The following is a 16,834-nucleotide window of genomic DNA, read 5'->3' as shown; positions in this document are numbered from 1 at the left end:
AGTATAAACAACTTCATAAACAAAATCGGTGTGACTTTTGTATTGATTTGCATAAATTTTTAATAACATGGCAGAGACAGGACATATTTTAGCGATTGATGTGGGTGGGTCGCATATCAAATGTACGATCCTCAATGATAAAGGGGAATGGCAGATGGAGTATAAGCGGGTAAAAACGCCGGAGGCAGCCACCCCCGAGAATGTGTTAAGTACCATACAGGGTTTGGTACAAGGCATGCCGGAATATGATAAGATCTCTGTTGGATTTCCAGGGTATGTAAGGAATGGTATCGTGTATACGGCACCGAACCTGGGAAATCCGAACTGGAAGAATATTGATTTGGGACAGCGTATTGCGGATTTGCTGAATAAACCGGTGAGACTGGTAAATGATGCGGATCAGCTGGGACTGGGTGTTGTAAGTGGCAAGGGGTATGAGCTGGCGGTAACACTGGGAACAGGGTTTGGAACAGCGGTTTTGATTGATGGGTATTTACTGCCGCACCTGGAACTGGCACATCACCCCTTGACGAAGGAGCATGATTATGACGAATATATAGGCAATAAGGCGTTGGAAAAAGAAGGGTTGGAAAAGTGGAATAAGCGGATGGAACGGGTGATGGAGGTGCTGAAAGTTGTGTTTAATTACGATCGGTTGTATTTGGGAGGGGGAAATGCGGATAAGATTAGTTTTAAACTGGATAAGAATGTGATATTGTTTACGAATAAAGATGGGATTAAAGGAGGGGCGAAATTGTGGGGGATGGAGGATAAGTATCATATCAGTACTAATTTTCCCAAAAATAAACAGTAAAAATTGAGGGAGATTGCTTCGCAATCTCCCTCAATTTTTAAATGCTGTATTTCGGCAATCCCTGCTTCGCTAGCGCGTTTGGCGGTCCTTTTATTCTTCAGTAGCAGCGAAACCATTTTGCCCTGTCGATGCAAAAGAAATCTTTCCACCCAACCCGCACATACAATACGATTTATCTGTCAATTCCTTATCTGATCCAATCACATCCAATACCGTCGTATCCATCCACGCCGTAGGCTTCGGCATACAAGGCTTCTGCGTTACACTACACACCCCAAACGGCGGTATATTCGTATTCGCTCCTTTATCCTTCTCCGTCGCCACCAGCTTATCTTCTATATACACATACGACTGACTGGTGACCTTTAGCACAGCTGGTGCCGCACCCTTATCACACTTCATCCGGGCGGTATCTGTAATAATTGTAAGCATATCAGTTATCGTGATGAGTAGATGTTTTAATTGTAATCACCTTGCCAGTCACCGCATCCAGATTCACATGCTTCAGCTGAATATCCGCCCCACCTATATGCCCGTCTTCATGCGTCACTATCCAGCGATCGCCAATAGTATCTGACTTTCTATTGATGCTCGTCCAGCGATCTGCCAGTGACAGATTATTGCGTTTCAGGAATTCCATCACCTTATCGAGCGTAAAAGTATATGGCGCATCGTAGTTCACAGATTTTTGTTCAACTCCCTGCTCATTGAAGAAACGCCACGTACCCAGGCGGAACACACTTTTATTGAACAAGTCACCTTCCTCCTTGAGTGTACCATTTTTATAATATTCACGATAGTGATCAATATACGTATCGGGTTTACTGGTCGTTTCGGCATATCCCCCATCAAAGTCGGTCTGTCTTACCTTCACACCATCGTGCTCAAAGGTATACTCACCTGCCTGTTTGTTTTTATTATAGGTCTCTATATCGAATCGGTTGTTCATATTTGTTTGTTTGGTTTGTGCACAGGCCGCAAATGAGTGGATGATGATCAGTACGGCCAGCCAGAACTTTTTATACATATTGATTGATTTATTCTTTTCCTACATTCGCTCTCACCTTCTCCCACTGCCACTTCCAGGTACTGATACGCGTCTTGCCATATTGGTGCGAATAGTCCATGATATTCTCAGTTTCACCAATCTTAAACACATGACTGCCACTATTGTCAAACGTGTGATACAGTCCCATTGCATGCAGCAATTCGTGGGTGGTCGTAGCAGTATTATGGGTATTGAAGAGCACTACACTCTTCGCCACTATATCTTTGGCGCCACCATTCAGGCCCTGGTAATTGCTTCCGGCCATATACCCGCCTTCTTCATCAAAGAAGAATACTTTGTAATAGTCTTTGTAAGTAGCATGCTTTGCATTGAAGGCCGTTTCCAGTGAATCGTGGATCTGCTTACCTCCCGGATAAGCATTCACAGCAGTGGAACCGGAAGCCGTGGTCAATGCATTCGTTTTGATAGCTGCATCTGCCGTCATATCCAGTTCTTCTTCTACCAGGTTCAATAAAATTAAACCCTGATTCATATATTTTTCCAGAAAAGCCTTTTCTCCGGTGGTCTTGCCTGTATTTACACTTGTCCCAAATTTGGTCTTCACTTTCACAAAAACCACATTTGCTTTATAACGTACTTTGTTTTTGACAACAATCAATTTTCCGGCCAGCTTAGGCGTATCCAAAGTACCATCTGCTTTCTTAGTATAAGCCATCACTTTTATTTCCTGATCTGCATCTGATTCTTTCAAACATTCTACTGTCAGTTCCAGTTTATGACTACCCTTACTCTTTGGTGTGATCTCCTTTTTATCGCATTTGATAAATTCATCCTTGAATAACAGCTCTATTTTTTCCGGCTCTTCATCTACTTCTACAAGCAACTGCACAGTAGCTTTCGTATTATTATAACTCTTACCACCGGGGAATAAGCATAACCATGACTGGTAGTATTCCGCCGTCGTTTTACCATCCGCTTCCTTCTTCCATGGAATGAGTGCCGGACTGTAACGGGTAGTTTTCAGTGTATTAAATTTAGCATCGCTTTGTGTAAACACAGCGCCAGACTGGGTGGCATAGACACTGCCATAGCTACCTACAATCTTTTTATATTCTACATCACCCACAATGCTGGTATCTTTGATACGCAACCAGTCAAAGCCATACTCTCCTGTCCACCCACTTTTTGGGCGGAAGCTTACAATCACTTTAGCCGGAATTTCCGGTTTTGCTGTTTCGTAAGTATCTGCTTTATTATAGTGTTTATTGCCCTGCTCACCTTTCATGTGCAACTCACCTTTACTATTTGCCAGGATCTTCTCATCGCTGTGCAGCATGATCTGGCTCTGGCCTGCGGCATAAAGTTGCTGGGCTTCTATCTTGATTTCATCTTTTGAATTGAATAGCGCCTTGCCCGCCTGCATGTGCAGGAAGTCAGCAATCATCTGCGTCATGAGTGGCGTATTCACGACCATTGCTTTCATCACATTCATGAGCAGCTGTCCGCCTACGTTCATCTCCATTTGCTCACCCACATTGATGTTCATGTTGCGGGCATTCAGCGTCATGTTCTCCGGCGCAGTGATTTCGATGCTGGATGTGCTGGTATTTAGGTAAATGACATTACTGTTTTTGTCAGTGATAGTAATGCTTTCACTACCATCCGTATCATCCAGACGAATGACATGGCCACTGCGGGTTTTGATCACCTTCAGGTTATTCTGCGCATCACCAAAACCTGTCTTTGCCGTACCATTGTACGTGGTACCTGTTACAAAAGGTGCTTCGGGATTCCCTCCTTCAAAGTCTACCCATACCTCCTCCCCTTTTTCAGGCATGAAGTAAATACCTTTGTCCGAACCGCTGTGTGCATTCAGCACACGTATCCAGGGAGTTGTACCGCTCTCCTGCCAGCGAAACCGAACCTTTACACGGCCCAGACCTTTGGGGTCATGGTTCTCAATCACGGTGGCGCTTTGTGGCTCGCAATATGGAATGGCATGCAGGTCTATGTACGGTACAGCCGTATCCGCAGGAATGGCTTCGAATGTATTTACATAAAGACCATTATCCGTACAGGAATGTTGCAATGAAGTAATAAGGAATTGTCCATGATCTTCGGTAGATAGAAAGTTTTCTCTCACCGTAATCAAATCCCCAATTCTTAAAGACGTTTCATTGGAGCGGCCTTTCATCACCACCATGCTGGCGGCTTTGCCTTTATACTGCAAGGTAGTCAGATCGTCTACCTGCGACTGGGCACTACTGCTAAAGCCATAGTTCATTTTGTACAGCGAGGGTTTGCTATAGAGCTGTTTGCTCACCTCCTGCACATGGGTGCTGTATTGATTCGTACCACTGCCAGCCTGTGATTGCGTGTCATTGTTCACCACAGATTCCTGGCGGTAGTCATAGCCATTCAGTTTTAAGTTGTTTGGCTTTACATCCAGTGCCAGGTCAAAATCCAGTAAATTCACCTGGTGGATTAATTCAGTTTGCCGGTTTTTGTACTGCCCGAAAATGAGTTGTTGCCCGTCGTAAAAGAACCATTCACCATAGCGTGCCGCGAGGCGGGACACAAAGGTGTAAGCGGTTTCCTTGTATTGAACAATGTACTTGAGCGACGCTGTGTTATTGGGTTTGACCGATAACGGCGGCATGAGTGGGCCCCCTGATTTAAGCACAGTATCAATGATGTCGCTGAGCGGACGGCGCTCAAATGTAGCGATGTGGGGATCGTTTTCCAGCAAAATATCGGGGCTGAAACCTCTGATCACACAGAAACCGTTGGTACCATCGTTTTCTTTGCCGGCATTGATACCGGTAACAATGCCATCAAAAATCAATGGTTGAGCAGTGCTCAATGGATCCGCGGGTTTGATGGTGATTTTGATTTCTTTGCCAAGAAAGTTCTTACTGGCGTTGAACAGACCTTTTCCTAACTTATTCAACCAATCGTAGCTAATGAGAATTTCAAATGAATGATGTCCTCTGATTTGCTGGTACAGATTGAGTGAATGAAATGAGGAAAACAGGTTCCCATCAATGGAGAATGAAGTTTGGGTATGTAAAGACATGGTTAAGGGTTAAAAAATCAAGGTGAATATACGAAAAAATATTAATTACGAATAGATGCACCCTGCCTGCGGCCAACTAATTTTCTCCAAAAAATATTGTTAAAAAACAGCAGCGGTCTCATCACCCATCAATAATTTTTATATATTGATAGCTATGCTTCAACTCACAAATGTTCGCAAAGCCTATCAGGGAAAAGTAATCCTCAATATACCTTCCCTCCTGCTGGATCCCGGCATCTACTGGATACAGGGCGCCAATGGGTCAGGCAAATCCACGTTACTGAAAATCATCGCCGGCATGGTGCCTTTTGAAGGAGAGATCACCCTCAAAGACAACAGTCTCAGGCATTCACCCCTCATTTACAGGCAACATATAGGTTGGGCTGCAGCAGAACCGCTCTTCCCTCCTTTTATGACAGGCATGGATCTCGTGATCCTGTACCAGCGGATCAGGAAAGTGCCACAACCCGAAATCGATCGGCTCATAGAACGGTTTAATGTCGGTAACTTCATACAGGGACAAGCTTCCGCATATTCCGCAGGGATGACCAAACGATTGTCGCTGTTACTGGCCTTCATCGGAAATCCTGCTCTTATTATACTGGATGAACCATTGACGACACTGGATACGAATTCATTTACACTCATCTCTGATCTGATACTGGAATTCAACCAGAAAGCCGGCACTTCATTTTTAATGAGCTCACACCAGGACCTGGATACCAGTTTATTAAATGCACAGCGGGCACTCACAGTTATTAACCAAAGCATCATACAATAAATGACAAGATATCTACTCCGTTCATTGGTTTCACCCTTCTTCAGAGAGAATAGCGGGTTGATCATTTTCATTTACACCATGACGGTGTTTATTGTCAATTCCCAATCTGGCGCAGGCGTATATGAATATCATTTATTCCTGGTACTGGGTACTTTCAGACATGCGGGTATGATGAGCATGGTGTTTTTACTTTGGTTCCTGTATACGAGAAAGTTTACCGCCTTTGTGGTCACGGAAATATATAAACCTGAAAATATGTTCCTGCATGTATTCAATTATCTCAGTAAAAAAAAGCAGACAGGATTACTATTCATTGCCACATTTTTATTGATGATACCCGTGTGGGCGTATGTGATCTTTATAGTAAGAACAGGTATTCAATATGGCTATATCGGAGGTGTATGCCTTGTGATCGGTTATTTATTATTGCTGTGCTTACTCTCCGCGCTCTGGTTGGGAAAAAGGCTAAGACACATTGCGGAAGGAAATGCACCGGTGCTGAAATCTTTTAAATTCACTTCTATGACAGGGATGCTTTTGCGATACATAGCCACGAAACAACTTGTTACATGGACAGGATTAAAGATCTTCACATGTGGCCTGCTATACCTCATTGCTGTCAATAATTCAATGAAATATTATGATGGACAAACCATCTTTATTGTAATAAGCTTAGGTATTTTAGGCAATGGCATATTGGTATACAGATGCAGGGAATTTGAAGATGTGTATTTGAATTTTTATAGAACAATGCCGGTATCACTAAGTATGCGATTCCTTGAATATGCATTACTGGATTTTATATTGATCATCCCCGAGGTATTGTTGTTAGTACTGTTAGTACCCAAACACATGCCGCTGACCGATGCTGCTATCTTTTTTTTATGTGGGTATAGCAGTATGTTGCTGATGACGAGTCTTACCTTCTACAGGCATTTTACAAAATCACAGTTCTATAAGATCTTATCAGTCGTACTTTGTGTACAGTATATTTTTTTATTGACAGTAGGCTTACCGGCCCTTTATATTTCACTTACAATGATCGCCATCGCGCTGTTCAGGTGGAGATATTATAAATATGAAACGCTTCTGCCTTAAAAAACAGAAGCGTTTCTATTTTTATTGATTGCTTTCGCTTTGAGGTAATGGGAAATGACTCCACACATCATCATCTGCTCTGTCTACAGGAAGTGTATGCAACAATCCATATCTTCTCATATCAATCCATCTATGTCCTTCCATGAACAGGGAATACCGCCTGTTGTACAATAATTCCGTCGTCAATGCGGCACTCGTCAAAGCGCCTGCATATGCTGTCAGATTGTGGGCAGTACGTATACGGTTCAGGGCCACTATCGCATCCGGAAAGTTATTTGTTTGAATATTAGCTTCTGCATAGATCAAAATGAGTTCTTCATTGCGAATAATGCTCACAGGCGCATTCAGTGAATTCCAGACAATCACATCTCTGTTGCCGGTCAATCCATTCTGACTGGCAGACGAATTACGTACCTGTGTTTTATTGATCCGATCATCACCCGGCACAATGTCATTAGCATAAGAAGGATGCGCTATCCGCACTTCCCCATTACTATTTGGTGCGATATACAATGTGTTGGAAACATCTCCCCCATTGGTAGAGAAAAAATGCCATACACCTGTCGTAAGATCCCCATTCAGGTCAAAGAAAGATTCATTCAAAGCAGTCAGCGCTTCCGCCCATTGCTTACGATATAAATGCACCCTTGCAGCCAGTGCCCTGTTGAATTTCAACAAGCCCGCAGCATCCGAAAATCCTGCAAAACCACCTGACAAAGGGAAGATAATATCTGCACCTGTAAGGTCCGCCTTTCCATCATCCAGGAATTTTAATACTGAATCCAATACAATACCCGGATCAGTGATCACCGGTCCCTGTGCTGCGCCATTGGCCACCGGAATGCGGGCCCCACTGGAATCCGTCATATTGATATTGAGTAATAACTGGTAACCTATCAAAGTCTTTGCATATCCGGAAAATCCTTTCTTCTGCGCATCACTCGCTACAGATCCGCTTGTATGACTAATGGCCTCCAAAAGAATAAAACACTGCCGCATCACCTGATAACGGGATGCCCAGGGATTGGTCAGGTAAAAAGTATTATTGTCCAGCACCTTCGTACCACCACCCAACATATCTGTTGTATAACGGGGTTCTGAACTGGAAAAGCGATAGACTTCACGACCAATAATCCCTTCTGCATCCAGGTAAAAATTGATACTGGTACGCATACCCGATTCAGCACCGGTAGCGAGATTAAATAAGTCACTTCGGGTTGGATTGCCTGTTACACCACCCACCACCGGCGTATTCAGACTGTTTATTTCTCCCTTCTGACAGGCATTCAGCAATATTAGCAGACAGAAGGCTATTATGTTGTGTTTCATGTGTCAATGTTTTTAAAAAGGATCAGAAATCTACACCAATATGGAAACTGGCTCTCTTCGATGCAGGGAAAGGCATTACATCCACCCCTGTGGACAAACCATTGCTACCACGGCTGGAAGAAGTGCTGATGGTATTACTACCAAAATTGGATACTTCCGGATCATACCCTACATAATGGGTCCAGGTAAAGAAATTGTTCGCTGATACACCCAGCCGGATACCGGAAATGGTTTTGGTATTTTTTAACGGCACATTGTAATACAACCCGATTTCGCGGATGCGTACATAACTGGCATCCTGTACATAAATGCTGGCATCGCCGGCACCTAAGCGGTATACACCCGCTTTCTGTCCATTGATGATATCATCATAATCGAAGGAGGTTGCCCCCGCATCGGTGAGCAACTGGGTCAGGTTGATATTATCCCCGCCTTTCTTCCAATGCAGCAGGATACGCAGTGACCAGTTTTTAAACACCGTCACTTCATTGTAGAAGCTCATCTGGAATTTAGGCTCTGAGTTCCCGATCAGTTTCAGGTCACTCCCTACAGTACCTTTGATCTGTGTGGCGGGCTGACCTTCTTCGAGGTAGAATGTACCAAGTGAGTTACCAAATGCACCAATGGCATAAGGAGGAATCACCAGTCTGGTGACCTTGCTACGGTTGTACCACCAGTTGATAGACGAAGTCCATTTGATATTCGTTTTATTGACAGGCACCAGGTTCAATCCTATTTCCACACCCTGATTTTTCAGGTCGCCACTGTTTTTCCATTCAGCGCTGTAACCGGAGGATGCTGCCAGCGAGTGGCGCAGCAGCACATCCTGAATTCTCTTATTGTAATAAGTTGCTTCCAGGCTAATACGGCCATTCAGCACACTGATGTCCAAACCGGTTTCAAACTCCTCCTGCCTTTCAGGTTTGATATCAGGATTTCCCTGCAGGTTATCGACCAATACACCGGGCAGACCATCGATATTACTACCCAGCATGCCGGTGAACTTACTGCTGTAAGGCGGTACATTGCCTGACTGTCCATAGGCCGCCCTGATCTTGAGGTTATCGACATTATCGATTGACCACCCTTTCAATTTGGTGAAGTTGAAAGAGAATGCGCCTTTCGGGAATGCATAGTACTTTTTGTATTCACCATTATTGGTAGAACGGTCAAAACGAACACCACCACTCAACGTAATGGCTTCAATCAGGGAGAGGTCTTCCTGTATGAAAACACCATTGTCCCTGAATTTGGAGCGGAACTGGCGGGTAGCGGTATTGGCACTGGCATCGACATTGCTCTGACCTGCTACAATATTGGTAGCCACCGTTACGATGTTATCAAAATACCCGGTTTCCAATGTGGCACCTACAGTACTCGTCAGGCTGATAGCCGGTGTTGGCGTAAAAGTATTGGCGAGGAAACCACCGAGGTTGGTATTGAGGTTATTGGTATTGCCCTGAATGGAATGTCCCTGTTTTGAATTTTCTTCAAACTGCAGATCACGGGGAAAGAGGGCCATCGTTTTATAATTGAAATAGTCCACTCCACCACGGCCAATAAAGCGGGTATGAGAATGCTCGCTTTGTTGCAGGTGCACTTCCAGGTTACCTCCACCGACAAAACGGTTGGTAGTTTCATTGTTCGTCATCTTATCGCGGGTTTCCAGGGGGTTGGAAGCGGCGAAAGGATTGCGTGGATATTCCCCCAACGAATTGGGATGGAGGTCAACGAAATTGGGGGTGGAAGAGAGCGCTACGCCATAGCTGACACCATTGTTATCGTTGTTGGTTAAGCCCCTGTCGGCAGAAGAATAGATGTAGTTCGTCGTGACACCGAGCGATACCCGGTCACTGAGTTTATGGTCAATATTGAGGCGAACGGAGTTGTTAAAATAACCGGTACCTTTTACAATTCCTTCTTCCTGACGGCGGTTGCCCGAGAGGTAGAAAGTTGTCTTGTCTCCACCACCGCTGATGGCGAGATTGGTGTTTAGCACCTGCCCTTTCTGGCCAAACATTTCCTTTTCATAATCGAAGATCCTGCCGGCACTTTGGGCGTCGGTAAATTGCGTTTTATAGGCTTCTCTTTTGGCGATTACATCCGGATCAGTATTATCTGCACTACCGGCAAGATCGGCCGCCGTTTCGGCTGTAAATGGCCTTACACCCATCAGGTGTCGCACCTTCACAAAGCCGACTTCCTGGTTAAGGCTCACTTTTGTTTTGCCTGCCCTTCCTTTTTTGGTAGTAATGATCACCACCCCGGCAGCGGCTTTGGCGCCATACATAGCGGCGGCAGAAGCGCCTTTCAGGATCTCAATATTTTCAATATCGGTGGGGCTCAGGTCTGCAATACGGCTGGAGGGGTTGTCCTGGTTATTGGGGTTTCCGGCAGTAGCGGCGCCGGTTACGTCATTGAGGCCGGCAGGGATACTGCTGTTATTAAAGAAGATACCATCTACAACATACAGCGGTTGCGAGTTACCAAATACCGAGGTGATACCCCTGAGTTTGACGGTGAAACCACCACCTGGGGCGCCGGAATTGGCAGAGATCAAAGCGCCCGGGACCTTGCCACTGAGGGCGGCGTCGAAGGTCTGTGCGGGGGCCACGCCACTGAGTTGATTGACAGAGATGGTGGCGACGGCATTCGCAAGATTACTTCGTTTGATGCTTGTAGCGGCGCCGGTCACTACTACTTCATCAAGGTGAGCAAGGTCTTCATCCAGGGTCAGGTTGAGGATAGCCTGATTGTTAGTGAGGCGGATAGTTTGGGTTTTGTACCCGGTATAGCTGATCACTAACGTGGAGGCACCGGCGGGAAGGGCGATGGAATATTTACCGTTGGCGTCGGACATAGCGCCCCTGCTGGTATTGAGCACCCGGATGGTTACACCGGGTACGACCTGACCGGTTTTCGCATCTCTTATTTGTCCGGTCACATTTTGCTGCGCGAATAATGCATAAGTACAGAATAGGCATAACAGTAGCAGCAAGCTAAATTTTTGCAAAAGCATAGCTTGAAGGGTTTAGAGTGTGAGTTGAAATTTGACTGGTTACAGACTACAAAATTTTGGTTATTAAAAGCTGTCGTGGTTCCTGCTAAATGGGTTCAACACTGTTTCAGGGGTGCAGGTGATTATTACTCAGGCATCAGATCGATGCGGCAGATTACGGAATTTTTCAGGGTTTTCACTTTTTTTATTTGGAGGGATTGGGTTATTTTTTATAAAGTAAGTATTAATACTCTGTAAAAGGGCGGTATCATTCAGTTGATACCGCCCTTTGTCTTTAGTGTAACTTCGATGCTAATACATCACCATAAGTATATTATAAGTACACTTGTATATCGATTGGATATTGAGGTGAAGATTTAGTGATGTATTAGTACTCATTTAGTATTATAGTTACACTATAGTTCCAGCGTATGTAGTAACATTGTTTCTGTAACCTCAAAATTGTTTGTTATGGCACTTGTAAAAGACAACATACTCCTCCAACTCGTACGGGGAACGCTCGGCGATCAACTCACGATTTACGAACGGAACGGACAGATAATAATGGCGAAGAAGCGCGGTCCGTCAAAGAAAAAGCCGACGAAAAAACAGCTGGAAGCAAGGTATAAGATGAAAATAGCGGCGGCTTATGCGCGGTCGATTCTGAAGGATCCGGAGTTGAAGGCTTATTATAAGTCGCTGGCAGGGCCTGGGCAGAATGCTTATAATATGGCGGTGAAGGATGCTTTCAGATCGCCTGAGATTCAGAATATCAGGTTTGAAGAAATGGATATAGTGGTGACTACGAAAGATGAATTCCGGGTAGTGGATGTGGATGTACGGGTACATGATGCGGCGAGTACTATGCTGGAAAGAGGGAAGGCAGTGTTGGGCAGGAATGGGGTAGATTGGTATTATAAAGCAGCGGTGTTGCCTGCAGGAGGCAGGGTTGTAGCGGTGGCGGTAGATTTGCCGGGGAATGAAACGCTGAGGGAGTTGGTGATTGTGGGGGATGGAGGGAAATGAGAAGCCGCCTCATATTCGTAATGAGACGGCTTTGTATGTAAAGATTGGGACTGTGTTTTTGGAGGATGATTTTAGAGGGCAGGCTTTCAGGTTCCTGTTTTTTCGGGGCCTGTTTCTCAGTGTCCTACTTTTCGGGTTCCAGTTTTCCGGGGCCTGTTTCTCAGTGTCCTACTTTTCGGGGTCCTGATTTTCTGATTCCTGCTGCCCTGGATCCAGCTTTTCGTGGCCCTGAATTTCCGATTCCTGCTTCTCGTCTTCTTGTTTTTCGTCTTCTTCTATTGCTGGTATCTCTTTAGAATTCTTCTCTTTTTTACCCGTAAATAACTTTCGGATAAAACCACCTACAGCAACAAATCCTAAAAGAATAAATTTCCAGAAAGCAGCACCAAATTTAACAAGAAGGGCAAAGAAACCTACCTTGGCAAGCACTTTGCCAGCGATCAGACCACCAATAGTATAAGCAGCTACCTTATCGATTTTTGGGTCAAAATCCTTGTAAGCATTACCACTTGTGAACTTCGCCATTTGCAACACTTTATCTATATCAGCTTTTACCAGCGGCAATTCATTCATAGTACATATTGCATTCATAGAAAGCACCCCATCACGACCTAATATCCTGATTTCGTAGTTCAGTGTATGGGGCGTGTCTTCTCCGAATTTAATTTCTCTGGCCCAGTGAAGCACTTTGTTTTCCTTGTCGTAAAAAGGAGATTGTGCCCAGCCCATCATATGAATTGGCTGGTAACCATTCTTTACTCTTTCCGTATTTGCTTCAACTTCTTCCTTTTGAATATCTTTCAGCAGGTCATCATAATTGATCTTTGATGCATCATAGTCCTTTACATAACCGATGTTTTCATATCGTACCACAAAAGCATAGCTGATCGAATCAAAAGCATCAGCATTAGCAGGAAAAATCATCCCCAGAATATCATCTGACACTGAAGGCGGGTTGCCCCACAAATCGGTCAGAATATACTTGCTCTGTGCTGCATTCAGGAATTTAAAGCCCGCAGGTACATTGATATCAGCCTTACCGCCGGACAAGTGAATCAAACCAGATTCCCACTTTTCCGACTGCTTTACTGAGTCTACGAATTTGCTGTATTGTTTTTCAGCCATGACAATCGAATCGTCCACGGGAGTGGCCGCTTTCAGGCCCGGCGCAAGTAGGAGCACGCTGGCCAGGTAAAGGAATTTTCGCATATAGAGGTATAAATTAAAGACTGTAAAAGTGGGAATAATTTTGATGTATCCGTAATATATTGGACGGAAAATGGGTTTCAGAGGATGGATTTAATCCAGTAACCTATGGATGTTACAGGTGTGTATTGGAGTTACTTACGCAAGTATCGTTTTGACGGGTAAACAAAAAAAGCATACAGTTAGCAATTAACCGATGCCTTCATTTATTATTAGAAAATCATTTTCCTGAATGGAAGAAACCTTCTCCAGCTACCGTAGGCGTTATTTCAGCACTACATTATTAAAGTACTTATTAAATATATGTACAGCTGTTTTTTTACCCTCGAGTGTAGGCCCCTCAATACCTTTCAATGGATAATTCATTTTCAGCAATTCCCATTTATGGCTGCCTAACTGATGAAAAGGAATGATCTCTACCCTATCCACTGTTTTATATCTTGTAAAATGCTTGGCCCATTCTTCCAGGTACTCTACCTGATCTGTCCATCCGGGAACCAATACATACCTCAACCACATCCGCTTACCAGTAGATTCACGGTAGGCAGCAAGGTCCAGCGTATTCCGGTTACTCAGGCCAGTAAGTTTATGATGCCATTCATCATTAATATGTTTTACATCAAGCAGTAACAGGTCAGTATGTTCCATTAATTCATGGGTAGCATCATCATTCAGACGGCCATTGGAATCCAGACAGGTATTGATTCCTATCTCGTGGAGCGCTTTAAAAAAGGTAGTGATCTTGTTGCGTTGCAACAGTGGCTCCCCTCCTGAAACGGTGACACCGCCATCCTTTCCAAAATAGGTGCGCTGTCTGTCTGCTCTTTTCACCAATTCGTCAATACCAATCAACATTCCACCTTTCACATCAAGTGTATCAGGATTCTGGCAGTAAACGCAGCGGAACTGACATCCCTGTACAAATACAACCATTCTAACGCCAGGTCCGTCGTGTGTGCCAAATGTTTCAAGAGAGTGAATACGCAAATGTTCCGGATCATCGAGGTTGAGCGCGGCGGCCTCGAGGTCCTGTAAAGGAAAGTACAACATAGTCTTAAAAAGGAAGGTCGATAGAAGACAGAGACAAAACAGCGGACCGCAGATGCGATCCGCTGTTGTCTTACTTAGTCCCAATTGATCACATACTCTCGTGGAAAGTACGTGTTATCACTTCAAGCTGATGCGCCCTGGATAAGCGCACGAAGTTTACAGCATAGCCGGATACACGGATGGTGAGCTGAGGATAATTCTCAGGGTGCTCGTAAGCGTCCATCAATGTTTCGCGGTTCAGCACATTTACATTCAGGTGATGCGCCATCTTGTTAAAGTAGCCATTCATGGTAGTCACCAGATTATTAATCTGTTCGTCTCTTGTATCACCCAGTGATTTAGGGATCATAGAGAAGGTGTTAGAGATACCATCCTGCGCATCTTTATAATCCAGTTTACAAACAGAGTTGAGAGATGCGATCGCACCGCTACAGTCTCTTCCGTGCATTGGATTGGCGCCGGGCGCAAAGGCTTCGCCTTTCTTACGTCCGTCAGGAGTCGCACCTGTGTTGCTACCGTACATTACATTACTTGTAATGGTCAGCAGAGACAGGGTCGGTGTAGAATTCTTGTAAGTAGCATGCTTGCGCAGCTCTGTGATGAAGAAGTGAGTGATTTCTTTTGCAATGTTATCTACTCTGTCATCATCGTTACCATATTTAGGATATTCTCCTTCAATTTTATAGTCTACGGTCAGGCCACGATCATCTCTGATTGGTGTAACCTTCGCATATTTGATAGCGGAGAGGGAGTCTGCTATGATGGAAATACCGGCAGCACCATATGCAATGTCGATATGGGGATCTGTATTTACCAGAGACATCTGGGCTCTTTCATAATAATATTTATCGTGCATGTAGTGGATGATAAACATCGCTTTGGCATACACTCTCGCCAGTTCTGCCAAAGTTTGTTTGAACACACCCAAAACCTGGTTGTATTCCAGCGGACCATCGGCCAATACAGGAATGTTCTTGATCACTTCCAGACCATCGATTTCTTCTTTACCGGCATTCAGGGCAATCAGCAATGCCTTAGGCAGGTTTGCTCTTGCACCAAAGTGCTGGATAGATTTACCGATTTCCTGATAGGATACGCAACAAGCGATACCATAGTCATCAGAACCACGGGTACCTCTCATCAGGTCATCGTTTTCGTACTGGATAGATGATGTATCGATAGATACCTGTGCACAGAAGCGTTTGAAACCTTCTGGCAGACTATCAGCCCACAGAACAGTCAGATTTGGTTCTGGTGAAGAACCCAGGTTGTACAGGGTCTGCAGAAAGCGGAAAGAAGTCTTGGTTACTTTTGTACGGCCATCGTGCAGTGTACCACCGAGTGCTTCAGTTACCCAGGTAGGGTCACCACCAAAGATCTCGTCGTAGCTACCAGGACGCAGGTGACGTACCAGTCTCAGTTTCATTACGAACTGGTCGATGATTTCCTGTGCTTCTTCTTCATTGATCAGTCCAGCCTGCAGGTCTCTTTCAATAAATACATCCAGGAAGGAGGATACATTACCCAAAGACATCGCAGCACCATCCTGTTCTTTTACAGCAGCCAGGTAAGCAAAGTACACCCATTGTACAGCTTCGCGGGCATTTTCTGCAGGGCGGGCTACATCACAACCATAGGCAGCAGCCATGGTGATCATGTCTTTCAGCGCACTGATCTGGGTATTGATCTCTTCACGCAGACGCACTTTGTGCTCAGTCATTTCACCACCCACCTTGTTCAGGTCAGCTTTCTTGAACTTAATCAGCTGATCAGCACCATAAAGCGCCAGGCGACGGAAGTCACCAATAATACGGCCACGTGCATAGTTGTCTGGTAAGCCAGTCAGTACGTGTTTGGAGCGGAATGCCCTGATTTCGCTGTCATAGGCATTGAACACACCTTCATTATGGTTTTTAGCATAATTGAAAATGTCGATCACTCTTGAAGATACTGTCAGTCCTTTTTCTTTCACAGCGGATTCAACCAGCTTGATACCGCCAAAAGGCTTCATTGCACGTTTTAACAGTTGATCAGTTTGCAGGCCAACAATTATTTCATCATCCCTTTTAATATAGCCCGGCGCAAAGGCGGTCATATTGGAGATGGTTTCTGTGTCAATGGCTAGAACGCCATTGTTAGCTCTTTCTTTGAGCAATTCTTTTTTAACGGTATCCCACAAGCGGTTAGTTCTTGCAGAAATACCTGACAGGAATGAAGCATCACCCTGGTAAGGTCTGATGTTTTTTACAACGAAATCATATACGTTCATTGTAGTATTCCAATCACCTGATTTGAAGGGAACAGCGGTCACATCTTTTATCATATCCTTGAATTTTATTTATTCTCTAGATAATGATACAAAGTTAACCCCCGCGCGGGTGGATATTTGTGTTCGTCGTCAGTCTATATAGTGATTATAGTTGTGAATCTGACCAAATTGTGGGTGA

Annotated in this window: 12 protein-coding genes; 4 read left to right on the top strand and 8 right to left on the bottom strand. The window is 44.6% G+C overall.

Annotated features, from left to right (window positions below; translation table 11 throughout):
* Positions 1–67 precede the first annotated feature (67 nt).
* Positions 68–814, top strand: coding sequence for an ROK family protein (locus tag BW716_RS19410; protein ID WP_083725021.1), 747 nt, complete (start codon positions 68–70; stop codon positions 812–814).
* Positions 815–904: 90 nt separating this feature from the next.
* On the opposite strand, the gene BW716_RS19405 is transcribed toward BW716_RS19410, so the two are convergent.
* From BW716_RS19405 to BW716_RS19395, 3 genes are read right to left on the bottom strand one after another with little or no spacing between them, the layout of a single operon-like run.
* The gene (locus tag BW716_RS19405; RefSeq protein WP_083725019.1) at positions 905–1,246 is read right to left on the bottom strand and encodes a DUF4280 domain-containing protein; all 342 of its coding nucleotides are present in this window, start codon (positions 1,244–1,246) and stop codon (positions 905–907) included.
* Position 1,247: 1 nt separating this feature from the next.
* Positions 1,248–1,841: a hypothetical protein gene (locus BW716_RS19400; RefSeq protein ID WP_083725017.1), complete on the bottom strand. Its 594-nt coding sequence runs from the start codon at positions 1,839–1,841 to the stop codon at positions 1,248–1,250.
* 10 nt (positions 1,842–1,851) lie between these two features.
* Positions 1,852–4,899, bottom strand: a complete 3,048-nt coding sequence (locus BW716_RS19395; protein WP_083725015.1) for a type VI secretion system Vgr family protein — start codon at positions 4,897–4,899, stop codon at positions 1,852–1,854.
* Between the two features lie 154 nt (positions 4,900–5,053).
* On the opposite strand from BW716_RS19395, the gene BW716_RS19390 reads away from it, so the two are divergent.
* Together BW716_RS19390 and BW716_RS19385 are read left to right on the top strand one after the other, a co-directional pair.
* Positions 5,054–5,680, top strand: a complete 627-nt coding sequence (locus BW716_RS19390) for an ABC transporter ATP-binding protein (protein WP_083725013.1) — start codon at positions 5,054–5,056, stop codon at positions 5,678–5,680.
* Positions 5,681–6,778 (top strand): hypothetical protein, encoded by a 1,098-nt coding sequence (locus tag BW716_RS19385; RefSeq protein ID WP_143708916.1) that lies wholly within the window; start codon positions 5,681–5,683, stop codon positions 6,776–6,778. It begins immediately after the preceding gene.
* A 21-nt stretch (positions 6,779–6,799) separates the two neighbouring features.
* Here the strand turns inward: BW716_RS19385 and BW716_RS19380 are convergent, their stop codons facing one another.
* Positions 6,800–8,107: a RagB/SusD family nutrient uptake outer membrane protein gene (locus tag BW716_RS19380; protein WP_083725009.1), complete on the bottom strand. Its 1,308-nt coding sequence runs from the start codon at positions 8,105–8,107 to the stop codon at positions 6,800–6,802.
* Positions 8,108–8,129: 22 nt separating this feature from the next.
* A complete protein-coding gene (locus BW716_RS19375) occupies positions 8,130–11,126 on the bottom strand; it encodes a SusC/RagA family TonB-linked outer membrane protein (RefSeq protein WP_083725007.1) in 2,997 nt (998 codons plus the stop codon).
* Positions 11,127–11,576: 450 nt separating this feature from the next.
* On the opposite strand from BW716_RS19375, the gene BW716_RS19365 reads away from it, so the two are divergent.
* The gene (locus tag BW716_RS19365) at positions 11,577–12,131 is read left to right on the top strand and encodes a hypothetical protein (RefSeq protein ID WP_143708915.1); all 555 of its coding nucleotides are present in this window, start codon (positions 11,577–11,579) and stop codon (positions 12,129–12,131) included.
* A 168-nt stretch (positions 12,132–12,299) separates the two neighbouring features.
* Here BW716_RS19365 and BW716_RS19360 read toward each other — a convergent pair whose 3' ends face one another.
* The 3 genes from BW716_RS19360 to pflB all read right to left on the bottom strand — a co-directional run bounded on the left by BW716_RS19360 (position 12,300) and on the right by pflB (position 16,710).
* Entirely contained in the window at positions 12,300–13,340 is a 1,041-nt protein-coding gene (locus tag BW716_RS19360; protein ID WP_083725001.1) for a DUF2167 domain-containing protein, read from the bottom strand.
* A gap of 261 nt (positions 13,341–13,601) precedes the next feature.
* The gene (pflA, locus tag BW716_RS19355) at positions 13,602–14,387 is read right to left on the bottom strand and encodes a pyruvate formate-lyase-activating protein (RefSeq protein WP_083724999.1); all 786 of its coding nucleotides are present in this window, start codon (positions 14,385–14,387) and stop codon (positions 13,602–13,604) included.
* Between the two features lie 88 nt (positions 14,388–14,475).
* Positions 14,476–16,710 (bottom strand): formate C-acetyltransferase, encoded by a 2,235-nt coding sequence (pflB, locus tag BW716_RS19350; RefSeq protein ID WP_083724997.1) that lies wholly within the window; start codon positions 16,708–16,710, stop codon positions 14,476–14,478.
* Positions 16,711–16,834: the final 124 nt, after the last annotated feature.

The organism is [Flexibacter] sp. ATCC 35208 (genome assembly GCF_001975825.1).
In the GTDB taxonomy this organism is placed as follows: Bacteria; Bacteroidota; Bacteroidia; order Chitinophagales; family Chitinophagaceae; genus Chitinophaga.
This window is presented reverse-complemented; position numbering and strand designations above follow the sequence as displayed.